This window comes from Sulfitobacter sabulilitoris (genome assembly GCF_005887615.1).
GTDB lineage: Bacteria > Pseudomonadota > Alphaproteobacteria > Rhodobacterales > Rhodobacteraceae > Sulfitobacter_E > Sulfitobacter_E sabulilitoris.
In genome coordinates this window covers 1,197,788-1,219,386 of record NZ_VANS01000001.1, presented here as the reverse complement: position 1 = coordinate 1,219,386, position 21,599 = coordinate 1,197,788, and the positions used below count along the sequence as shown (strand labels likewise).

The 21,599-nt window shown below is 63.8% G+C and carries 22 protein-coding genes and 1 tRNA gene; 12 read left to right on the top strand and 11 right to left on the bottom strand.

Annotated elements, in window-relative coordinates; all coding sequences use genetic code 11:
* Window positions 1-5: 5 nt before the first annotated feature.
* Window positions 6-1,304 carry a hypothetical protein gene (locus FDT80_RS05790; RefSeq protein WP_138661250.1) on the bottom strand — a complete coding sequence of 433 codons (1,299 nt, stop codon included), beginning with the start codon at window positions 1,302-1,304 and terminating at the stop codon, window positions 6-8.
* Between the two features lie 110 nt (window positions 1,305-1,414).
* Between FDT80_RS05790 and FDT80_RS05785 the strand changes: the two genes are divergently transcribed.
* On the top strand, window positions 1,415-1,873 hold the full coding sequence (locus FDT80_RS05785) for an MmcB family DNA repair protein (RefSeq protein ID WP_138661249.1): 459 nt from the start codon (window positions 1,415-1,417) through the stop codon (window positions 1,871-1,873).
* A 3-nt stretch (window positions 1,874-1,876) separates the two neighbouring features.
* Here the strand turns inward: FDT80_RS05785 and FDT80_RS05780 are convergent, their stop codons facing one another.
* Window positions 1,877-2,074 carry a DUF6324 family protein gene (locus FDT80_RS05780; RefSeq protein WP_138661248.1) on the bottom strand — a complete coding sequence of 66 codons (198 nt, stop codon included), beginning with the start codon at window positions 2,072-2,074 and terminating at the stop codon, window positions 1,877-1,879.
* A gap of 80 nt (window positions 2,075-2,154) precedes the next feature.
* Between FDT80_RS05780 and FDT80_RS05775 the strand changes: the two genes are divergently transcribed.
* Complete coding sequence (locus FDT80_RS05775; protein WP_138661247.1) at window positions 2,155-2,637, top strand: GNAT family N-acetyltransferase; 483 nt, start codon at window positions 2,155-2,157, stop codon at window positions 2,635-2,637.
* Window positions 2,638-2,788: 151 nt separating this feature from the next.
* A tRNA-His gene (locus tag FDT80_RS05770) sits at window positions 2,789-2,865 on the top strand.
* A 104-nt stretch (window positions 2,866-2,969) separates the two neighbouring features.
* On the opposite strand, the gene FDT80_RS05765 is transcribed toward FDT80_RS05770, so the two are convergent.
* Entirely contained in the window at window positions 2,970-3,254 is a 285-nt protein-coding gene (locus FDT80_RS05765; RefSeq protein WP_138661246.1) for a DUF6476 family protein, read from the bottom strand.
* Between FDT80_RS05765 and FDT80_RS05760 the strand changes: the two genes are divergently transcribed.
* From FDT80_RS05760 to FDT80_RS05750, 3 genes are all read left to right on the top strand, one after another.
* Entirely contained in the window at window positions 3,253-4,287 is a 1,035-nt protein-coding gene (locus FDT80_RS05760) for an RluA family pseudouridine synthase (protein ID WP_138661245.1), read from the top strand. The genes FDT80_RS05765 and FDT80_RS05760 overlap by 2 nt on opposite strands.
* 152 nt (window positions 4,288-4,439) lie before the next feature.
* The gene (gene rpoH / locus FDT80_RS05755; protein WP_138661244.1) at window positions 4,440-5,336 is read left to right on the top strand and encodes an RNA polymerase sigma factor RpoH; all 897 of its coding nucleotides are present in this window, start codon (window positions 4,440-4,442) and stop codon (window positions 5,334-5,336) included.
* 64 nt (window positions 5,337-5,400) lie between these two features.
* On the top strand, window positions 5,401-6,354 hold the full coding sequence (locus FDT80_RS05750) for a capsular polysaccharide export protein, LipB/KpsS family (RefSeq protein ID WP_138661243.1): 954 nt from the start codon (window positions 5,401-5,403) through the stop codon (window positions 6,352-6,354).
* Window positions 6,355-6,411: 57 nt separating this feature from the next.
* Here the strand turns inward: FDT80_RS05750 and FDT80_RS05745 are convergent, their stop codons facing one another.
* From FDT80_RS05745 to FDT80_RS05720, 6 genes are all read right to left on the bottom strand, one after another.
* Window positions 6,412-6,663, bottom strand: coding sequence for a hypothetical protein (locus FDT80_RS05745; protein ID WP_138661242.1), 252 nt, complete (start codon window positions 6,661-6,663; stop codon window positions 6,412-6,414).
* Between the two features lie 33 nt (window positions 6,664-6,696).
* Window positions 6,697-8,517: a M3 family oligoendopeptidase gene (locus FDT80_RS05740; RefSeq protein ID WP_138661241.1), complete on the bottom strand. Its 1,821-nt coding sequence runs from the start codon at window positions 8,515-8,517 to the stop codon at window positions 6,697-6,699.
* Window positions 8,518-8,596: 79 nt separating this feature from the next.
* Window positions 8,597-10,195 carry an ATP-dependent DNA ligase gene (locus FDT80_RS05735; protein WP_138661240.1) on the bottom strand — a complete coding sequence of 533 codons (1,599 nt, stop codon included), beginning with the start codon at window positions 10,193-10,195 and terminating at the stop codon, window positions 8,597-8,599.
* The gene (locus tag FDT80_RS05730; protein ID WP_138661239.1) at window positions 10,192-11,205 is read right to left on the bottom strand and encodes a ligase-associated DNA damage response exonuclease; all 1,014 of its coding nucleotides are present in this window, start codon (window positions 11,203-11,205) and stop codon (window positions 10,192-10,194) included. The genes FDT80_RS05735 and FDT80_RS05730 overlap by 4 nt, the downstream gene beginning before the upstream one ends.
* Window positions 11,206-11,244: 39 nt before the next feature.
* On the bottom strand, window positions 11,245-12,192 hold the full coding sequence (locus FDT80_RS05725; RefSeq protein WP_138661238.1) for an alpha/beta fold hydrolase: 948 nt from the start codon (window positions 12,190-12,192) through the stop codon (window positions 11,245-11,247).
* Complete coding sequence (locus FDT80_RS05720) at window positions 12,192-12,482, bottom strand: SCP2 sterol-binding domain-containing protein (RefSeq protein ID WP_138661237.1); 291 nt, start codon at window positions 12,480-12,482, stop codon at window positions 12,192-12,194. Before FDT80_RS05720 ends, FDT80_RS05725 begins: the two co-directional genes overlap by 1 nt.
* Before the next feature lie 75 nt (window positions 12,483-12,557).
* Between FDT80_RS05720 and FDT80_RS05715 the strand changes: the two genes are divergently transcribed.
* The 5 genes from FDT80_RS05715 to FDT80_RS05695 all read left to right on the top strand — a co-directional run bounded on the left by FDT80_RS05715 (window position 12,558) and on the right by FDT80_RS05695 (window position 17,733).
* Window positions 12,558-13,115 carry a tetratricopeptide repeat protein gene (locus FDT80_RS05715; RefSeq protein ID WP_138661236.1) on the top strand — a complete coding sequence of 186 codons (558 nt, stop codon included), beginning with the start codon at window positions 12,558-12,560 and terminating at the stop codon, window positions 13,113-13,115.
* 26 nt (window positions 13,116-13,141) lie between these two features.
* The gene (locus FDT80_RS05710) at window positions 13,142-16,141 is read left to right on the top strand and encodes a helicase-related protein (RefSeq protein ID WP_138661235.1); all 3,000 of its coding nucleotides are present in this window, start codon (window positions 13,142-13,144) and stop codon (window positions 16,139-16,141) included.
* Between the two features lie 4 nt (window positions 16,142-16,145).
* Window positions 16,146-16,532 (top strand): RNA-binding S4 domain-containing protein, encoded by a 387-nt coding sequence (locus FDT80_RS05705; RefSeq protein WP_138661234.1) that lies wholly within the window; start codon window positions 16,146-16,148, stop codon window positions 16,530-16,532.
* 52 nt (window positions 16,533-16,584) lie between these two features.
* Window positions 16,585-16,923, top strand: coding sequence for a ferredoxin FdxA (gene fdxA / locus FDT80_RS05700; RefSeq protein ID WP_138661233.1), 339 nt, complete (start codon window positions 16,585-16,587; stop codon window positions 16,921-16,923).
* Window positions 16,924-17,220: 297 nt separating this feature from the next.
* Complete coding sequence (locus FDT80_RS05695) at window positions 17,221-17,733, top strand: CarD family transcriptional regulator (protein WP_138661232.1); 513 nt, start codon at window positions 17,221-17,223, stop codon at window positions 17,731-17,733.
* A 149-nt stretch (window positions 17,734-17,882) separates the two neighbouring features.
* On the opposite strand, the gene FDT80_RS05690 is transcribed toward FDT80_RS05695, so the two are convergent.
* The gene (locus tag FDT80_RS05690) at window positions 17,883-19,757 is read right to left on the bottom strand and encodes a monovalent cation:proton antiporter-2 (CPA2) family protein (RefSeq protein WP_138661231.1); all 1,875 of its coding nucleotides are present in this window, start codon (window positions 19,755-19,757) and stop codon (window positions 17,883-17,885) included.
* Window positions 19,758-19,844: 87 nt separating this feature from the next.
* Window positions 19,845-20,300 (bottom strand): Lrp/AsnC family transcriptional regulator, encoded by a 456-nt coding sequence (locus FDT80_RS05685; protein WP_138661230.1) that lies wholly within the window; start codon window positions 20,298-20,300, stop codon window positions 19,845-19,847.
* 189 nt (window positions 20,301-20,489) lie between these two features.
* Between FDT80_RS05685 and hppD the strand changes: the two genes are divergently transcribed.
* Window positions 20,490-21,584 (top strand): 4-hydroxyphenylpyruvate dioxygenase, encoded by a 1,095-nt coding sequence (gene hppD / locus FDT80_RS05680; protein ID WP_138661229.1) that lies wholly within the window; start codon window positions 20,490-20,492, stop codon window positions 21,582-21,584.
* Window positions 21,585-21,599: the final 15 nt, after the last annotated feature.

Below are 21,599 nucleotides of genomic sequence, written 5' to 3'. Positions count from 1 at the left end.
CACCATCAGGGGGCCTTGAATGCGGTGACCTGCGGCGTGTCTTCGGGGTCGGTCTTGCGCGCTGCGGCAGGTGGCGCGGCCGTCATGGTCGCTTCCATCTCGCGCATGGCCTGCAAGGCCGCGCGCAGTTCCGCGATGGTCAGGGTGTCTTCGACGGCCGCGCCTTCGCGGCCGGTGCGGATGGCGCCCTGGGTGATGGCGAGGATGAACACCAGCACCGCGGGCAGCAGGTCGATCGCGATGGCCCCGGCCCAGGACGGCACGAAATTCCGGGCATACAGGATCACGGCATCCGCCGCGCTGATCGGCGTATAGGTCGTGTCGGCAGGCGGGGTCATGGCCGCCACCGCCTGTGCCGCGCGCTCCAGCGTGGTGGCGCGCTGCGCCAGCACCTCCAGAACCGATGTGATGGTGGCTGCCTGATCGCCGCGCGTGGCCTCGCTGCGGCCATCAAGTTCGGGCAGCACGACCGAGGCCGACAGATCCTGTGCCGCGCGTTCGACCAGTGCCGCGACCGACAGTTGACGCAACTGCGTGATGATCCCGGCCAGCCGCACGGCCTGTTCGGAAAACTCGACCGACCGCGCCTCGACCGGGCCCGGCTCGACTGTCAGCGCGCGCATCCGGCTCAGGGCCGCGTTGCCCTCGACAAAGGCGCCGTCCACCAGCGGGGTCTGGGTGGCGATCTGCGCCTCCAGCCCGGCCAGTTCGGACGCCTTTTGACGCAGCACCTTGAACACGGCGCCGCGCCCGGCCAGTCCCGACAGGTTGCCGGTGGCCTCCTGCTCGCTCAGATCCTCGAAGCTTTGGCGCACGCGGGCGACATCGCGTTCAAGCCCCTGTGCCGACAAAGCGATTTCGTGCGCGCGTTCCAGCGATCCCTGGTAGTCCTGCACGGTTTCGGCCAGGTGCTGTTCGACCGCCGCCGACCCGGCCAGGGCCGCCGCGTTGAGCCAACTCGACATTGCGATGATCGCGAGCGAGCCCAGGCCCATCGCGCCCAGCAGCCCGATCCGCGCCCGCGCCCCGCGCACCGCGGGAAACAGCCGCAGCATGTAGGACCAGAAGACAAAGATGCCGACGGAAACCGCCACCGAATAGGCAATGGCCGCAAAGGCGGACATCGCGCCGTTGTCATCCAGCAGCGACGACACGCCAAGGTAGGTGTAGATGCCCGAGGCCGTGGCCAGCACCCCGAGCGCCGTACCGGAGAAGGTATCGAGCCAGCCAAGATGGCCCTCAAGCTCGCGCGCATACCGCACGCCGCGCGCTTCGGCCTCGGTCAGGTTGGATGTGTCCGCCATGTTGCTGTCCCCATGCATGCCCGCTTTCCAAGATAGGGCCGCGCGGGGCGAAATACCAATGTGACCTGGAGGGCTTGCACAGTGTTCATGAAATGTTCATAATTTGCGGCATGGCGCATGATGACCTTCGACCGATGCAACCCGGCCAGCTTTTGGCGCGCGGCGTGGCGCGCCACCTGGCCGCCCACGGCTTTGTCAGCGTGGAGGAGCTGGTGCCCGCGCGCGGTCTGCGGGTCGATGTGATGGGGCTGGGCCCCAAGGGCGAAATCTGGGTGGTGGAGTGCAAGTCAAGCCGGGCGGATTTCCAGACAGACCAGAAATGGCAGGGCTATCTTGAGTGGTGCGACAGGTTCTTCTGGGCCGTCGACGATCGCTTCCCGACCGAGCTTTTGCCCGATGACACCGGGTTGATCATGGCCGATGCCTATGACGCCGAGATATTGCGCATGGGCCCCGAGACCCGTCTTGCACCTGCGCGGCGCAAGGTCATGGTGCAGAAATTCGCCACGCAGGCCGCGCGCAGGCTGCAGATGCTGCGCGATCCCGACATGCTGGATCACTGGGGCTGAAGTTTAGCGCCGCTTGCCGCGCCCGCCACTTGCGGCGCCTGCGGCGGCCATGATTTCCTCGGCGATCTCGCGTGCCTCGTCGGGGGTGAAATCCATCGGGATCTCCATGCCGTCGGCTTCGACGAAAATCCGGACCATGCCCTTGTCGGTGGGTCCGATCTGCAGGTTGGCTTCGATGTCGCGTTCGGTGTCGATACCCATGTCCGGTCTCCTCAGTGGTGTGACCGCGATTAGCGCGCGCGCCCTTGAAAGGCAAGCCGGGTTGGTGTTGTGATGCGCCCATGGCCGAGATCACACTGCGCAGTTTCACCCCCGCCGATCGCGATTGGCTGGTCGATCAACACGGCCGGCTTTACGCCAGCGACGAAGGATTCGACGGCACGTTCGGGCCGCTGGTGGCGACGATCCTGGACGATTACATCGCCGCACACGACCCCAGCCGCGAAACCGGCTGGATCGCACAACAGGGCGCGACACGGCTGGGCTCGATCTTTTGCGTGGCGCTGACGCCCTCGACCGCCAAGCTGCGCCTGTTCCTGCTGGTCCCCGAGGCGCGGGGCAAGGGACTGGGCAAACGGATGCTGGCCACCTGCATGGGGTTCGCGCGGGACCGCGGGTACACCGACATGCAGCTTTGGACACACCGGAGCCACGAGGCCGCGGGAGCGCTTTACAAGGCCGCGGGCTGGTCGCTGGACCGTGAAACGGCGGTGACCTCCTTTGGACAGGATTTGATCGAACAGGAATGGACCGTTCGCCTGTAAAGGGCCGGCGCAGGCCCGATCAACCACCCGATCACGGCTGACGAATATGCGAAAGGATGGTAATATCATCGAAACCATAGCGGTTTGTGCGATGGATTGGCGGGATTGGCCCCTTGCAATCCGAAATCCTGCGCGCTAAATCCGCTCCAGTGCCGCCTTAGCTCAGTTGGTTAGAGCGCCTGATTGTGGATCAGGAGGTCCCCCGTTCAAGCCGGGGAGGTGGTACCACCCCTCCTTTGGCGGATTGGCGTTATGGGCATCGCGCCCGATCAGGCGGGTGCATGGTGTCCGTCGCGGGCGTCCATCACGGCGGTGTCCGTCGCGGGCGTCCATCACTCGATGGCGATGCTTTGCCGCAAACGGCCCGTGGCGCGGTCATAGATCAGGATCGTGTCGCCGGTCGTCACCACCGCGTACCAGTCTGCCCCTTGGGTAAAGGCCGCGGGCGTGGCGCCGTCGGGCAGGGCGATGCTTTGGGGCAGTTGCGGCGCCCTGTCAGAGAAGCGGATGACAATCAGTGCGATGATGACTAGAAGTCCGCCAATCATTGTGGCTGTCAACACCGTCACCAAACGCCGCAAAAACCGCAGGTTGGCCGGTTCAATAGGATCTTGCATGTCTCACCGCCGTATCACATTCGAAATTGCCGACGCACCGCCGCCACGCCTTGATAAGGCGCTTGCCCGCGATGTGCCAGAGAGCGCGGCATTGTCGCGGACGCGGCTGGGCCGCCTCATTGCCGACGGCGCTGTCGCTGTGGACGGTGTGGTCGTGCAAGACGCAAAGGCGCGGGTCGAGCCCGGGGCGCGGATCGACGTGACGGTCGAAGAGGCGCAGGACAGCCATATCCTGCCGCAGGACATACCGCTTGAGGTGGTGTTCGAGGATCTTGACCTGATCGTGGTCAACAAACCTGCGGGCATGGTCGTGCATCCCGCGCCGGGCACGCCCGACGGCACGCTGGTCAACGCCTTGCTGGCGCATTGCGGCGACGACCTGTCGGGCGTGGGCGGCATGAAACGCCCCGGCATCGTGCACCGCATCGACAAGGACACCTCGGGCCTGCTGGTGGTGGCGAAATCGGATGCGGCGCACCACGGGCTGGCCAGCCAGTTCGAGGCGCACAGCGTCGAGCGATACTACCAGGCGCTGGTCTATGGCGTGCCGGATGCCAACGACCCGCGCCTGCGCGGCATCCGGGGGACAAGTTTCGAGCCGGGCAATATCCTCAAGCTGACGACTCACCTCGCCCGGCACAAGACCGACCGGCAGCGCCAGGCGGTGCTGTTCCAGGGTGGGCGCCATGCGATCACGCGGGCCCGCACCATCGAACGGTTCGGCACACCCGCCGTGCTGGCGCTGATGGAATGCTGGCTTGAGACAGGGCGCACGCACCAGATCCGGGTGCATATGGCCCACGCGGGGCACGGGCTGGTGGGCGATCCGGTCTATGGCGGCAAACGCAAGCTGGCCGCCAAGGCATTGCCGGAAGTGTCGGCCGAGGCCGTACGCGCCTTCCCCCGCCAGGCGTTGCATGCCGCCGTTCTGGGCTTCGATCACCCCGTCACGGGCGACCCGGTGCGCTTTGAAGCGCCGTTGCCGAGGGATATGGCGGATCTTCTGGATGCGTTGCGCGTTGCGGTGACGTGATCGCACAAGCCTGTGAGGGGTGTGACAATGGGCTGCGAAAGGCGGTCCGATGTGTCAGTATTTCCTTAACGATTGGCGCGTACCAGCACTTGAACCGATCGGTTTAGTCCCTACATGGTATGTTAAGCCCTTAAACATCAGGAGGCCCACCAATGGCAAACTATGCAAATCTGCCGGCCCCGACGCCGGAAGGCGGTCTGAATCGGTACATGCAGGAGATTCGCAAGTTTCCCCTGCTGGAACCGGAAGAGGAATATATGCTGGCCAAGCGCTGGGTCGAGGAACAAGATACCGAGGCCGCGCATCGTATGGTCACGTCGCATTTGCGGCTGGCCGCGAAGATCGCCATGGGCTATCGCGGCTACGGTCTGCCGCAGGCCGAGGTGATTTCGGAGGCGAACGTCGGCCTGATGCAGGCGGTCAAACGCTTCGATCCTGAAAAAGGCTTCCGCCTCGCCACCTACGCGATGTGGTGGATCCGTGCCAGCATCCAGGAATATATCCTGCGCTCGTGGAGCCTTGTCAAATTGGGCACCACGTCGGGCCAGAAAAAGCTGTTTTTCAACCTGCGCAAAGCCAAGAACAAGATCGGCGCGCTGGAAGAAGGCGATCTGCGCCCCGAAAACGTCAAGCGGATCGCGACCGATCTGGGTGTGACAGAGGCAGAGGTGATCTCGATGAACCGGCGTATGTCGGGCGGGGATGCGTCGCTGAACGCCACGGTCGGGTCCGAAGGCGAAGGCACGATGCAATGGCAGGACTGGCTTGAGGACGAAGACGCCGATCAGGCAACCGACTACGAGGAGCGCAACGAGCTTGAAATGCGACGCGAATTGCTAAGCGAAGCGTTGGGTGTGCTCAACGAACGGGAAAAGGACATCCTGACGCAGCGCCGCCTGTCGGAAAAATCCGTCACGTTGGAGGATCTGAGTGGCGAATACGACGTCAGCCGCGAACGCATCCGCCAGATCGAAGTGCGCGCCTTTGAGAAGCTGCAAAAGAAGATGCGCGATCTGGCAAAGGAAAAAGGCATGATGGCGACCGCCTGATCCCTTTCGCCACTGCGCAAAAATCTCTAGCCTCGCCCCGTGCCCCACGGGCGGGGCTTTTTCTTTGGGGCGGGGCACACTGCGCGAGATCGTCTTTCACCTACCGGCGTCATGGCTGGGCCCGGCGGGCAGCGGCCTGCTGCCGTTCTATGACCACCTGACGACCGGGGTGTCGGCGGCGGGGCATCCGCTTCGGCTTGTGCCACTGGACCGGGCGGCCCTTGCGGCGCAGGTCGCGGCGGATGATGCGTTTCACATCGTCAATCATGGGCGCATGGCGCATCCGCGTGTTCTGAACTGCGGCATCGCCTATATCTATCCCTTCTGGAACATGGACCCGCTGGGCATCCGGGCGTTTTCCTCGATCGGCGCGGCGCGCTTTGACCCTTCGCAGATCGACGCGGATCAGGCGCGGCCGTTTTTCCGCAAGCTGCGCCAGCGTCTGGTGGGCGCGCGTGCGTCGCGCTATGCCCAGCCCTCCGACCGGGCCGCGCTGCCGGAGAACTGCATCGCGGTTTTCCTGCAAAGCGAGGCCCACCGCACCGTCGGCGAGACCTGCTATCTGGACCGTTGGGATATGTTGGAAAACATATTGCAAAACAGCGTCTTGCCGGTCGTCGTAAAACCACATCCCCGCGATCTGGACCCTGATACCGGGGGGCGGCTCGAGGGCCTGCAAAGGAAATATGCAAACCTGTCGGTCTCACTTTGCAACATTCACGACCTGTTATCCGTGGCGGCGCGCGTGGTCACGATCAATTCCGCCGTCGGGATCGAGGCCTATCTGCACCGAAAGCCCGTCATCCTGTGCGGGCAATCCGATTTTCACCATATTGCGGATGTCGCCCGCAGCGCGCATGACCTGCGCCGTCTGCTGGCGGCGCCGCCGCGCAGGCGGGCCTATGACAAGTTCATCCACTGGTATTTCGCGCAGCAGTGCCTCAGCACGACGGACCCCGATCTGACCCAACGGTTCCTGGCGCGCGTGGCGCGGGGCGGTGCGGCGCAGGAAAACTGAGTGATGCGGCGCCGGGCGCGCGACCGTCCGGTCATCCCGGTCAGGCCCGTGCCGAACCTAGTCGTGATGGCGTGATTTCCGCCAGCGGCGCAGCAGCGGTTTGACATCCAGCGCCGCCACGGCCACGCCCAGCGGGATCATCCAGAACCCGACCACCGGCAGAAACCCCACCAGCCCCATCAGGATCAACACGATGCCCAGCACAAGCCGAGCGCCGGGCGGCACGTGCGACCGGACCCATGCCAGAAAACGGCGCGTGTGCTGTCGAAACGTCCTCGACTTGTGCTGCTGGTCGGGGGGGCCGGTCATCCGTGGCGCTCCATCAGGGGAGGGCGATCGGGGTCACTCCTCCATCGCTTCCAATTCGTCGATCATGCCCGAGATCATCGACAGGCCCTTGTCCCAGAACGCGGGATCGGAGGCATCGAGCCCGAAGGGCGCCAGAAGTTCCTTGTGGTGCTTGGACCCGCCGGCCTTGAGCATGTCGAAATACTTGTCCTCGAACCCCTCGTCGCCTTCGGCATAGACGGCATAAAGTGCGTTCACCAAGCCATCGCCGAAGGCATAGGCATAGACGTAGAAGGGCGAATGCACGAAATGCGGGATATAGGCCCAGAAGGTCTCGTAGCCCTCCATGTATTCAAAGGCCGGCCCCAGGCTTTCGGCCTGAACGCTCATCCACAGGGCATTGATGTCGTCGGGCGTCAATTCGCCGCCGCGCCGGGCGTCGTGCAGCTTGCATTCGAAATCGTAAAAGGCGATCTGGCGCACGACGGTATTGATCATGTCCTCGACCTTGCCGGCCAGCAGCACCTTGCGTTCGGTCGTTGACCCGGCCTGATCCAGCATCTTGCGAAAGGTCAGCATTTCGCCGAACACGCTGGCGGTTTCGGCCAGTGTCAGCGGGGTGGAGGACAGCATTTCGCCCTGACCCGCGGCCAGCACCTGATGCACGCCGTGGCCCAGTTCATGCGCCAGCGTCATCACGTCGCGCGGTTTGCCGAGGTAATTGAGCATCACATAAGGATGCACGTTTGTCACGGTGGGATGCGCGAAAGCCCCCGGCGCCTTGCCCGGCTTCACGCCCGCGTCGATCCAGCCCTTGGTGAAAAACGGCGCGGCAATCTCGCCCATGCGGGGATCAAAGGCCGAATAGGCGTCCATCACCAGCTTTTCGGCCTGCCCCCAATGCACCGATTTGGGATCTTCCATCGGCAGCGGCGCGTTGCGGTCCCAGACCTGCATCACGTCAAGGCCAAGCCATTTGCGCTTAAGCTCGTAATACCGGTGGCTGAGCTTTGGATAGGCGGCCACCACCGCGTTGCGAAGGGCCTCGACGACTTCGGGCTCGACCTGGTTGCTGAGGTGGCGGCCCGTCTGCGGCGTTTCCATCCCGCGCCAGCGATCGACGATTTCCTTTTCCTTGGCCTGCGTGTTGTGAACGCGGGCAAAGGTGCGGACATTGCCGGTGAACACGGCGGCAAGCTCGCGCGCGCCGGCCTCGCGCCTGGCGCGGTCGGGATCGGTCAGCAGATTCAGCGTGCCTTCGATATTGAGCGTCTCGCCTTCGACCTCGAATTCCAGTCCAGCGATCGTTTCGTCAAAGAGCCGCTCCCACGCATCGCCGACCACGCCCAGATCGTGCAGGAATTTCTCCATCTCATCGGAAAGCTGGTAGGGCTTCATCGCGCGGATCCGGTCGAACACCGGCTTGTAGCGCGCCAGATCGGCGTTCTGCGCATAGAGCGTCTCGAGGTGGTCATCGTCCAGGCGGTTGATTTCCAGCGTGAAGAACACCAGCGGCGTGGTGAAGTTGGTGATCTTTTCCTGGGTGTCGGACATGAATTTCGTGCGGCCGGCATCCGTGGTCTGCTGGTAATAACGCAGCCCGGCAAAGGACATGATCCGCCCGGCGACCTGGTTGATCTTCTCGTTGCGCAGCACGCAATCAAGAAACCCCGCCGCGTCCAGATCCTTGAGCTTGCCCTCGTAATCCTCGGCAAAGCTTGAGCAGGCCTGCTCAAGCCAGTCCAGATCGCGCTTGAGTTCCGGCGCGTCCTCTCCGGTGTAGAGATCATCGAGGTTCCATTTCGGCAGATCGCCAAAGGGGCTGTCCCCGCTGCCGGGGTTCGCGTCTTGGACGGGGAAGGGAAGCTGGATCATCTGTGTACCTCTTTGGTGTCGGTGTCGCGACATAGGTAGGGTGCCAAGGGATGGGTAACAAGCAAGGACTGCCCCCGAATCAGCCGTAAATCCGCAACATATCGTTCAGATCGTCGAGCGTGTTCGCCTCGGCCAGCGGTTTGTCCTGCCGCCAGCGCGACATGCGCGGAAACCGCAACGCGACGCCGGACTTGTGACGCGGACTGGCCTGAATGCCCTCGAAGGCGATCTCGAACACATGATGCGGCGTCACCTGTCGCACCGGGCCAAAGCGTTGCAGCGTATTCTTGCGCACCCAGGCGGTGATCTGGCGGAATTCATCGTCCGTCAGCCCTGAATAGGCTTTTGTAAAGGGCACCAGGTCGGGGCCGTTCCAGACCGCAAAGGTGAAATCGGTAAACAGGTTGGCCCGCCGTCCATGCCCGGCCTGCGCATAGATCATCACCGCGTCGATGGTCAGCGGGTCCAGCTTCCACTTCCACCAGTCGCCCTTTTTGCGGCCTGACAGATAGGGGCTCGCGGCGCGTTTGAGCATGACGCCTTCGGCCTGCACGTCGCGGGCATCGGCGCGGTGTTGCGCCAGCGCGTCCCAATCTGCGAAATCCAGTTGCGGCGACAATCGCAGGGGCGCGTCCGGCGGCAGGTCGGCGCAGGCGTGCTCGAGCAGCGCGCGACGGTCCGAAAAGGGTGTGGCGCGCATGTCCTCGCCGCGCCATTCCAGCAGGTCGTAGGCATGCAGCACCACCGGCGCATCCGCGAGCAGCTTCTTCGGCACCGTCTTGCGCCCGATCCGCTTTTGCAGCGCGTTAAAGCTTTGCGGATCGTCATCGCCCGCGCGCCAGACCAGCAATTCGCCGTCCAGCACCGTGCCGTCCGGCAGGAAATCCACCGCGCGGGCCAGTTCGGGAAAGCGGTCGGTCATCAACTCTTCGCCGCGCGACCAGACGAAATGAGCGCCCCCGCGCAGGATCAACTGGCCGCGAATCCCGTCCCACTTCCATTCCGCGCGCCAATCCGACGGGGGGCCAAGCGGCTCCGGCCCGTCATCCAGCGCATGGGCCAGGTAAAACGGATAGGGCCGCGAGGCGTCGGCGCTGGCGTCGTCGGCCTCGATCAGCGCGTGCCAAGTGGTGTCGTCGGGGTGCCAGTTGCCCATCAGCCGATGCGCCAGTTCCGCCTCGTCGCGGTCCGTGGCGCGGGCCAGCGCGCGGGTCATCAGCTTCTGGCTGACGCCGACCCGGAACCCGCCGGTGATCAGCTTGTTGAACACAAACCGCTGGGTGCCGCCAAGCTGCGCCCAGGCCCCGAGCACGAAGTCCTTTCGCGCGGCGTCGTCCAGCGGCCCAAGGGCCCGCAACTCGGCGATCCAATGGTGCAGCGGCTTGTCGTTGGCGCGTGTGCCGGGCGGCAGGACCAGCGCGATGGTTTCGGCCAGGTCGCCGACAATCGGATAGCTTTCCTCGAACAGCCACAAGGGGATGCCCGCCGCCTCGGCCGCCCATTCGCGCAGGCGGGTGGTCGTGACGGCGCGCTTGGGCCTGCGGCCCGAAAAAAGCGCAATGGTCCAGATGCGGTCCTCTTCGGGCGCCTCTTTGAAATATGCGGCGAGGGCGGCGACCTTGACCGTGGTCTTGGTCGACTGGTCGATGGCGGTGAAGAGATCGGCGAAACGGTTCATTCCGCGTCCTCGCGGTCCGCCATCTCGCCCTCGAACTGGGTCGGGACCACCTGCGCGTTCAATCCCTGTTCGGTCAGGTATCGCGCGAAGATATCCGTGTAACCATGCGTGACATATATGTTTTCCGCGCCGGTGTCCTTGATCGCGGACAGCAGTCCGGTCCAGTCGGCATGATCCGATATGACAAACCCACGGTCGCCCGCGCGTCGCCTGCGGACCCCGCGCAGCGCCATCCAGCCGCTGGCAAAGGCGCTTTCCTGCGCCCCGAACCTGCGCGCCCATTTGCTGCCCAGGGCCGAAGGGGGCGTGAGCACCAGTGCTCCGGGAAAGTCCTTGGGCCGGATGACCGCCGTGGCGGCGACGGTGTCGGGCAGGGGGATGCCCTGGGTGCGCAGCACGCGGTTTGTCGCCTCGACCGCGCCATGGGTCAGAATGGGTCCGATGGCCGGGTCCAGCATCGTCATCAACCGCTGCGCCTTGCCCAGGGCATAGGCCCCCAGAAAAGCGGTTTTTCCCGACGCGGCACATCCTGCCCACCACGCGTTCAGGTCGCGGGCCACATCGGCCTGCGGCCGCCAGCGGAACACCGGCAGCCCAAAGGTGCTTTCGGTGATGAAATGGTGGCAGGCTATTGGCGCGAACGGCTCTGACAGGCCATCGTTTTCAACCTTGTAGTCGCCCGAAGCGACCCAGACCTCGCCGCCGACCTCGACCCGGATCTGCGCCGACCCCGGCACGTGGCCCGCGGGATGGAACGACACCCGCGCGCCGCCGATCTGGCGCGCCTCGCCATAGGCGATGCCCTCGGCGTTGATATCGCCAAGGCGGTGGCGCATCACGGGCAGGGCGGCGTGGGTGGCAAGGTAGCTTTCGTGCCCGGACCGCGCGTGATCGGCATGGCCGTGCGTGATCAGCGCGCGTGCCACCGGGCGCCACGGATCAATGTGGAAATCGCCGGCGGCACAGTAAATGCCACGGTCGGTGAATGTCAGTATGGGGCCATCGCTCATGCCGCTTAACCTAGGCGCTGCGCATCGCGGGAACAGGGGTCAGCGGTCCGCCGTACCCAGAAAAAGCGTTGCGATGGCGTCATAGATGGGGGTCGTGATCTCCGGCCCTTCCATCAGCACCTCGTGTTCGCCGCCCGAAACGATCTCGAGCCGGCCCTGTTTCCAGGTCGCCATCCGCTGATGAATGCGGGGGATATGGACGATGCGTTCGTTGCTGCCCAGAAACGCCAGGCAGGGCAGGTTGGGCGATGGGCGACCGGCCAGATGCGCGGTTTCCGCCAGCGCCTCGCGCAGCCAGATGATGCTGGGACCGCCCAATGACAGGTCGGGATGCGCCAGCAACTGCTCTCGCATCATCTCGAACATCGGCTGATGGGTGGTCAGCATGTTGCCGTCGAAGGGATCGGCCAGAACGTAGGGGTCCAGCTTGGTGCCCGGCGGCAGCAGGTGGCCCCGCCCGATCAGCGGCATGATCCGCCCCAGAATATGCGCGGCCGGCAACATGTGCCTGGCGATGCGGATGCCCCACATCGGGCCGGTAAAGGCCGCCGCCTGCACGTTCAGCCCTTCCATCACGGCGCGCAGGCCGATGCAGCCGCCCATGGAATGCGCCAACAGGTAGAAAGGGCGCGGCAGGCCAAGACCACGCGCGGCGCGCACCATGGCGGCGACGTCCTTCTGGTAGTCGGAAAAGACGTCGACATGGCCCACGCGCACATCGTTCAACAAACGGTCCGCCAGACCCTGCCCGCGCCAGTCGATCGCCATGGTGGCCAGCCCGCGACGGCCCAGTTCGGCGGCGGTCAGGCCATATTTCTCGATGTATTCGGTGCGCCCGGGAAACAGCAGAACCGTTCCCTTGGCGTTCGGCGCGGCCCAGTGCCCCACGCGGATGCGCTTGCCATCCGAGGTGTCCATCCAATGTGCGGCACCGCCTTCGGGGCCGGGCTGCACATCGGTGAAAAACGGGGCCTGGGCCAGCTCCATCAGGCGAGCACGGCAGCCAGTTTCATGGCCATTCCCATGTCGCCATCGATCTTGAGCTTGCCGGTCATGAAGGCGCTTGTCGGGTTGGTGTCGCCGTCGAGGATCGACTTGAAGGTCTCCGCGTCAGCCGAGAGGGTGACATCGGCGGCCTCGTCGGCTGCGCGTGCGCCCGCCGCGTCCATCATCACCGCGCCCTCGCCTTCGATGTCGAATTTCGCGGTGCCGTCGAAATCTGCGCTTGCCAGTTTTTCGTTCAGCACCACGACAGCTTCGTTCACAATATCGCTCATGGTCATGCCCTTTTTACAAGAATGGCGCGTCAGCATCTGGAATTGCCGCCGCACCCTGTTACATTGAAACCTGTTATGGGCATCAAACTCTTCAATCTCAAACTTATCGTTACGGCATTTGCCGCGATAGTCACGTTTTCCCTGCCCGTCGCGGCCCAAGACAGCCCGCAGGTGTTGCTGGAGAAGCTCAAAACGGCGCCCGAGGCGGAAGCCGCGGGGATCGAGCGGCAATTGTCGAACGAGTGGTCCAAATCGGGATCGCCGGCGATGGATCTGCTGCTCAAGCGTGGGCGCGACGCGCTGGCCAAGGACGACACGCAGGCCGCGATCGAGCATTTTACCGCGCTCACCGATCATGCGCCGGATTTCGCCGAAGGCTGGCACATGCGCGCCACGGCCTACTTCCGTTCGGGCCTCTATGGTCCGGCGCTGGACGATCTGCAACGCGCGCTCGCGCTTAACCCGGATAATTTCAACGCCATCTTCGGGCTTGGCGTGATGTTCCAGGAGTTCGACGATCTGTCCCGCGCGGCGCAGGCCTTTCGTGCGGTTCTGGCCTTGCATCCACATCACGAGAACGCGAAAAGCGCGCTGGAGCAGCTCAAGCGCAGCGGCATCGGGCGCACGCTGTAAAAGCGCGCGGAAAGTAGGGGCAAGCGGTGGCAGATGCATCACGGGTCGTGGCCGTTCTGGGCCCGACCAACACGGGCAAGACCACATATGCGATCGAGCGGATGCTGGCGCATCGCACCGGGGTCATCGGCCTGCCGCTTCGGTTGCTGGCGCGCGAGGTCTACGACCGCATCGTGGCGGCGCGCGGCCCGTCCGTCGTGGCGCTGGTCACCGGCGAGGAGCGGATCGTGCCGCCGCGCACGCAATACTGGGTCTGCACCGTGGAGGCGATGCCCGAGGGCATGGGATGCGATTTTCTGGCCGTGGACGAGATCCAGCTCTGCGCCGATCCCGAACGCGGTCACGTGTTCACCGACCGCCTGTTGCGCGCGCGCGGACTGCACGAGACGCTGTTTCTGGGCGCCGACACGATGCGAGGGGCCATTGCCGAACTGGTGCCCGGAGTGCAGTTCCTGCGCCGGGAAAGAATGTCGGAATTGACGTATATTGGCGCGAAAAAGATAAGCCGCATGCGGCCGCGCAGTGCAATAGTCGGATTTTCAGTTGAAAATGTATATGCGATTGCCGAGCTGATCCGTCGCCAGAAGGGCGGTGCCGCCGTGGTCATGGGCGCGCTGAGCCCACGCACGCGCAACGCGCAGGTGGACATGTACCAAAATGGCGAGGTGGATTACCTCGTCGCCACGGATGCCATCGGCATGGGGCTGAACCTTGACGTCGATCATGTCGCGTTCTCGGCGCTGTCCAAATTCGACGGGCGGCGCATGCGCCCCCTGGCGCCCAACGAGCTGGCGCAGATCGCCGGGCGCGCCGGGCGCGGCATGAAAAGCGGCACCTTCGGCGTGACGGGCGAAGCGGCGCCCCTGGACGACGGGGTGGCCCGTGCGATCATGGACCATCAGTTCACGCCGCAGCGCAAGCTGAACTGGCGCAATCACGCATTGCAGTTCGGATCGGTGGACCGCCTTATCAGCACGCTGGAGGCCGCCCCCGACCACGAGATGCTGGTGCGGGCGCGCGAAGCCGACGATCTGGGCGCGCTCAAGGCGCTGAGCCAGGTGGCGGAGGTCGCGGCGCGCGCCACCGACGGCCCCTCGGTCCGGCTGCTGTGGGATGTCTGCCGCATTCCCGATTTTCGCGGTATCAGCCATGCTGAGCACGCCAGCCTGCTGGAGGTGATCTTCAACGACCTGCACCAGCGCGGCCAGATCCCCAACGATTGGCTGGCGCGACAAATCAAGCGCATAGATCGAACCGATGGCGACATTGATGCGTTATCCAAACGGTTGGCGTTCATTCGGACGTGGACCTACGTGGCGCAGCGCAAAGGCTGGACCGATGACGAAAGCCATTGGCGCGGTGCCGCGCGTTCTGTAGAAGACAGACTGTCGGATGCGCTGCACGAGCGTCTGACCCAGAGATTTGTAGACCGGCGCACATCCGTGCTTTTGCGCCGGCTAGGCCAGAAGGAAGCCATGGTGGCGGATGTATCAGAGACCGGTGAAGTGACCGTTGAAGGCGAATATGTAGGCAAGCTGGAGGGGTTCCGCTTCAGTCAGGACAAGAACGTGTCCGGCGGGGCGGCGGGGGCCGAGGCCAAGACGATAAAGTCGGCGGCGCTCCAGGCTTTGCAGCCGCAGTTCCACCTGCGCGCGGATCGCTTTTACAACGCGCCGGACACCGAGATCGACTTTACCGAACAGGGTGGTCTGATCTGGGGCAAGTCCGCCGTGGGCAAGCTGGTGGCCGGAGCGGACCCGCTGAAGCCGCAGGTCGAGGTGTTCGTCGACGATGTCGCGGGCCCGGAGATCGCGCAGAAGGTGCAGCGCCGGTTGCAGCATTTCATCGACCGCAAGATTGCGGCGCTGTTCGAGCCGCTGATGATGCTGAGCCGGGACGAGGCGCTGACCGGGCTGGCGCGCGGCTTTGCCTTCCGCATGGTCGAGAATTTCGGCATCCTGCCGCGGGCGCAGGTCGCCGACGAGGTCAAGGCGCTGGATCAGGATGCGCGCGGCGCGCTGCGCAAGCACGGTATCCGGTTCGGTCAGTTCACCATCTTCATGCCCTTGCTGCTGAAACCCGCGCCGACGCGCTTGCGGCTCGTTCTGTGGTCGCTGGGCAAGGGACTGGGCGAGTTTCCCGAGGCGCCGCCGCCCGGTCTGGTGACGATCCCGACCGACGCGGGCGCGCCGGAGGGGGCCGATACGATGTCGGGCTACCGGATCGCCGGTCAGCGCGCCATTCGCATCGATATGCTGGAACGGCTCGCTGACATGCTGCGGGCCGAAGATTCGCGCGGCGGTTTCGAGGCCAAGGCCGACATGCTGTCGATCACCGGCATGACGCTTGAGCAGTTCGCCGATCTCATGCAGGGTCTTGGTTACAAGGCCGAGCAGGGCGAGCGCACCAAGGTCAAACCCGTCGATGCCGTGGTGCCCAAGGCGGGTGATGCGGCCTTGGCGCCGAGCGCCGATACAACCGTCCCAGAAACAAACGAGGCCGCCGCCGCCGACACAGCGCCGGACGACAGCCCGGACACACCCGTGATGGACGTGGCGCAGGAGGCCCCCGAAGGCGGCATCATAGAGACGCCCGAAGCCCCCGCCCCGGCGGACGTGAGCGAGCCCGTGGCGAACATCGTCGATGACGGTGTGGCCCCGGTGGCCGAAGCGCCCGCAGAAGCGCACTCCGTGTCCGATCATATCCCCGATCAGGTCGCCGAAGAGGTCCCGGTGGGGACGGCGCCCGACGCGGCCGTGGCCGGCGCCGAGATGGAGACCTTCTTTACCTTTACCTGGGCGCGGCCCGCGCGCGGCGGCCAGCAGGGCAACCGTCGCGGCACCGGCGACCGCGCCCCTGGCAAGGGCAAGGGAGGGGGCCCCAAGGGCAAGAAGGGCGCCGCACGCGGCAAGGACCGTGAACCGGGCGGGCAGAAATTCTCGGCCCGGCCGCCCAAGCCCGAGAAAAAGATCGACCCCGACAACCCGTTCGCCGCGGCCCTGATGGGGCTCAAGGACAATAAGTAGCGCGGTGGGGGACCCTGCGGCCAAGCTGCGGCTCGACAAGTGGTTGTGGCACGCGCGGTTTTTCAAGACACGGTCACTGGCCGCGGCGCGCGTGGTGGCCGGTGATATCCGCGTCAACGGCGACCGCGTGCAAAAGCGCGCCACGGCCGTTGCCGCGGGCGACGTGCTGACCTTTGCCCAGGGGCGGGTGATCCGCGTGATCCGGGTCGAGGCGATAGGCCAACGGCGCGGCCCCGCAAGCGAGGCGCAGACGCTCTATACCGACCTCACGACGCCCGCGCCCAAGGCCGAGGACAAACCACCCGAAAATCCGGCGTACGAGGGAAAAGGGCGCCCGACAAAGCGCGATCGTCGCACCCTTGATCTTTCTAAGGCGCGCCACCTTGAATGATGGCGGGTGCTGATCTAGCTAACGGTCAACCAGTGCTCAAGAAGTTGACCCAATGACCTATATCGTGAACGACGCCTGCATCGCCTGCAAATACACCGACTGCGTCGAAGTGTGCCCGGTGGATTGCTTTTACGAAGGCGAGAACATGCTGGTCATCCACCCCGACGAATGCATCGACTGCGGCGTGTGCGAACCGGAATGCCCCGCCGACGCGATCCGCCCGGATACCGAACCGGACATGGAAAAATGGGTGGAATTCAATCGCAAGTATTCCGAGATGTGGCCCGTCATCATCACCAAGAAGGATCCGCTGCCCGATGCAGAGGCGCGTGATGGCGAAACCGGCAAGCTGGAGAAGTATTTCTCTGAAGCGCCGGGTGAGGGCGGCTAGGCCGAATCACCCATTGCATGACTTTGGAACCCGAAAAACCGGCGTTTTCGGGCCTATCGACCATGATTTCAGGGGTTATTTGTGGGTGCGGCACTTGTGCGCGCTTTCTCTAGACCCATTTTTGTGATAATGTCATGACATAAATCAATGATGGATCTGCCCCCCACCTGGTTGTGCTGTTACAATCAGGTCAGACTTCCTGAACAGACATGGTTGGACGTGCGCGTCATCGCGCCGTAGAGATTCCGTTTGTTCGAAAGTACCGGGTTTGGTGGGTTTGAACGCAAGGAAAACCGAATGACCAAATCAAAAAAGCTCGACTTCCGCCCGAACGAGTTCGTCGTCTATCCGGCGCATGGCGTGGGCCAAATCTTGTCGATCGAGCAACAGGAAGTGGCAGGTATCTCGCTTGAGCTGTTCGTGATCTCGTTCGAGAAGGACAAGATGACATTGCGGGTTCCGACGCACAAGGCGACGGAAATCGGAATGCGTGCGCTCAGCACGCCGGATGTCATCACGCATGCGATGAAGACCCTCAAGGGCAAGGCCAAGGTCAAGCGTGCGATGTGGTCGCGCCGGGCGCAGGAATATGAACAGAAGATCAACTCCGGTGACCTGATCGCGATCGCGGAGGTCGTGCGCGACCTGCACCGCACCGATGACCAGCGCGAGCAAAGCTATTCCGAGCGTCAACTCTACGAGGCGGCGCTGGAGCGTTTGACACGCGAAGTCGCCGCAGTGGGTGGCGGTGACGAACTGGCCGCCGCCAAGCAGGTCGGCGATGTGCTGGAAAGCCGCGTCGCCGCGTGATCCACGCGCAACGTACCTAGCAAAAAACCGCGCTCCCGTGACTGGACGCGCGGTTTTTTCATGCCTGACAGGCGCGCGCGAACCGGGTCGAGGACCATGGAAGGTGACCGCACCGCCGACGGTGGGCCAATCACCTCAAGGGGCGGGCGTCAGGCGCGTTTCTTGCTGTCGTCCCGGCTCAGGAACGCTGTTTCCAGCTCCTTTTGCAGCTCCTTGGCGCGTTCGACATAGGCGGCGTTCTGGCTCGCGGGGATGTCGGGGTTCCAAAGTTCTGCCAACTGCCGCACCGATTTGCGGTCATGGCTGTAGAAAATGCGCTCTGCCTCGGCGGCCTCGTATTCGGAGAGCCCCATGTTTTCCAGCACGTACCGGCCTGCCCGCAGGCTGCTGTCGAACATTTCGCGCACGATGTCGTTGGCGCCCGCCTGATAAAGGCGGTACACATGCGTCCTGTCATGCGCGCGCGCCACGATATGCAGGTCAGGGCGTTCGCGGCGGGCGTATTTCACCAGTTTGATCGCGGCCTCTGGGTCGTCCAGCGCCACGACCAGCACGCGCGCATCGGCAAGCCCCGCCGCCCGCAGGATGTCGGGCCGTGTGGGGTCGCCCAGAAACCCCTTGAAGCCGAACCGCCGCATCACGGCGATGGTTTCCATGTCATGGTCCAGCACGACGGTGTTGAAGCCGTTGGCCTGCACCAGCCGGTTGACGATCTGGCCAAAGCGCCCGATGCCCGCGATGATGATCGGCCCCTGTGCTTCGATCTCGTCATCGATGGGCCGTTCGGGCGCCACCTTTTGACGGCGGGTCAGCAGGTCATAGACGATGAACAACAGCGGCGTGATCAGCATCGACATGGCGATGACCAGCAAAAGCGTTTCGCCGATGTCGCCGGGAATGACACCCTGTTGGGTCGAGAACGACACCAGCACAAAGCCGAATTCGCCGGCTTGGGCGAGGCCAAGCGCGAACAGCCATTGATCCAGCCCCTTGAGCCGGAATGCCCGGCCCAGAACCCAAAGGATCAGCCCTTTGATGACGATGACCAAAAACGCCATCGACACGATGGCCGGGGCCTCGGCAAAGAGCAGGCGAAAGTTGATCCCGGCGCCCACCGTGATGAAAAACAGACCCAACAAGAGCCCCTTGAAGGGTTCGAGGTCGGTTTCAAGTTCGTGGCGGAATTCGCTGTTGGCCAGAACCACGCCCGCGAGGAATGCGCCAAGTGCGGGGGACAGGCCGACCAGCATCATCAGAAAGGAAATGCCCACGACGATCAGCAGCGCCAGCGCCGTGTACATCTCGCGCAGGCGCGCGGCGTGGATATAGCGAAACACCGGACGGGTCAGGAAAATACCGGCGAGGATCACGGCGGCCACGGCCCCGATGGTGACGAGGGTCACGCCCCAGCCGGGCAATCCTTCGACCAGGGACAGGCTGTGTTCGGCGCCATGTGTTGCCTCGCCGCCACGCTGGATCGATCCGTCGTCCGCGATCGTGGAGGGTAGGGTGGCTGCGAGAAGCGGCAGAAACGCCAGGATCGGGATCACCGCGATATCCTGCGTCAGCAACACCGAAAATGCCGACCGTCCGCCGTTGGTCTGCATCAGCCCCTTTTCCGACAGGGTCTGCAGGACGATCGCGGTCGAACTGAGCGACAGCGTGAGACCGATGGCAAGTGCGATTCCCCACGGCTGGCCATAGCCGATGGCAACCGCCATCAGCGCCAGCGTGCTCAGCACCACCTGCAATCCACCTAGCCCGATCAGGCGATGGCGCATGTTCCAAAGCGCGCGGGGTTCAAGCTCGAGCCCGATGAGAAACAGCATCATAACGACGCCAAATTCCGCGAAATGCTGCAAATCCTGCGTCTCGGACGACCCGACAAGCCCGAATACCGGGCCGATCAGGATACCGGCCGCCAAATACCCCAGCACCGACCCCAGTCCAAGGCGCGCGGCGATGGGCACCGCGATGACCGCGGCGGCAAGGTAGATGGACGCTTGGAATAGAAATCCTTCCATGAAAGGGGATCCTTGTGATTGAAATGTCAGCAGTCGAAATGGTCTGGCGGCGACGGGGTCGGCGGGTATGCGGAACTCGAAACGGGGCTACGTCGGCAACGGTCCATCGCGCTTCAACTGGTCCATCACGATCTGGCTGTGCACCCGCGCCACCGCCGGATGCGGAAGCAGAACCTCGTGAATGAGGGAATTCAATGCGGGCAGGTCGGCGCAATAGACCCGCAACAGATAATCCGCATCGCCGGTCATTGTCCATGCGCTCGTTATCTCGGGGCGCGTATCCAGAAGCCGCGCGAAACTGCGTGAATGATCCGGCCCATGGGTGCCCAGATGAACCTGCACGAACCCCTGCACATTCAGCCCAAGCTGCGCAGGATTGAGCCGGGCGGTATAGCCTTCGATGAACCCGGCCGTTTCAAGCCGCTGGCGCCGTCGTCCGGCCTGACTTGGGGAGAGATGCAGCAGCTCGCCAAGATCCTGCGCCGTCAGGTGGGCGTTCTTTTGCAGGGCCGCCAGCAGCCGCGTGTCGATCTGATCGAGCATGATGTGACAAGCCTCCTGCATGCTTCGGGAATGATGCGCGATTTTAACACATTTATCGCTGGATGTGCGGCTTTCTCGCGAAATACCGGGTGAGGTGGCGCAAGTTCGCGCAAATTGCGCATGGCAAAGCGCCTAATATGCGCTCAAAGCCGGTTTATTCGGCTGTTTCACGCTCAAAGGAGGCACATCATGGGCCCTTTCCCGCACGATGCACCGAAATCAGTCATTACCAAGGACAACCCCGCAGGCACGGATGGCTTCGAGTTCGTCGAATTCGCGTCGCCAGAGCCGCAGGAATTGCGCGACCTGTTCACCCGCATGGGCTATGCGCGCGTCGCGCGTCACAAAACGCAAAAGATCGAACTGTGGCAGCAGGGCGACATCACCTATGTCCTGAACCATGACCCCGACAGTTTTGCCGCCCGCTTTGTCGCGGAACACGGCCCCTGCGCGCCGTCGATGGGGTGGCGCGTGGTCGATGCGCAAAAGGCCTTCGATCATGCCGTGGCCAAGGGGGCCGAACCCTACGAGGGCGACGGAAAGGTGCTGGACGTGCCCGCGATTGTCGGTATCGGCGGTTCGCTCCTGTATTTTGTCGATCAGTACTATGACACCTCGCCCTATAACGAGGAATACGATTGGGTGGCGCAATCCAAGCCGGAGGGCGTGGGCTTTTACTACCTCGATCACCTCACGCACAATGTGCACCGGGGCAACATGGACACATGGTTCAAGTTCTACGGCGACCTGTTCAATTTCCGTGAAATCCGGTTCTTTGACATCGAAGGCAAGTTTACCGGGCTGCACAGCCGCGCGCTGACCTCGCCCTGCGGGCGCATCCGCATCCCGATCAACGAGGACCGGGGCGAGACCGGGCAGATCGTGTCCTATCTCAAGAAATACAAGGGCGAGGGGATTCAGCATATCGCCGTGGGCGCGCGCGACATCTACGACGCCACGGACGAGATCGCAAAGCGCGGGATCCGCTTCATGCCCGCGCCGCCCGAAACCTATTACGACCTGAGCAAGACGCGCGTCGCGGGCCACGAGGAGCCGATCGAGCGGATGAAGAAGCATGGCATCCTGATCGACGGCGAAGGCGTCGTGGACGGCGGCGAAACCAAGATCCTGTTGCAGATCTTTTCGAAGACGGTGATCGGGCCGATCTTTTTCGAGTTCATCCAGCGCAAGGGCGACGACGGCTTTGGCGAGGGGAACTTCAAGGCACTGTTCGAGAGCATCGAGCAGGAGCAGATCGACAGCGGCGAATTGAAGGCGTCGTAAGACGGTCTTGCCAAG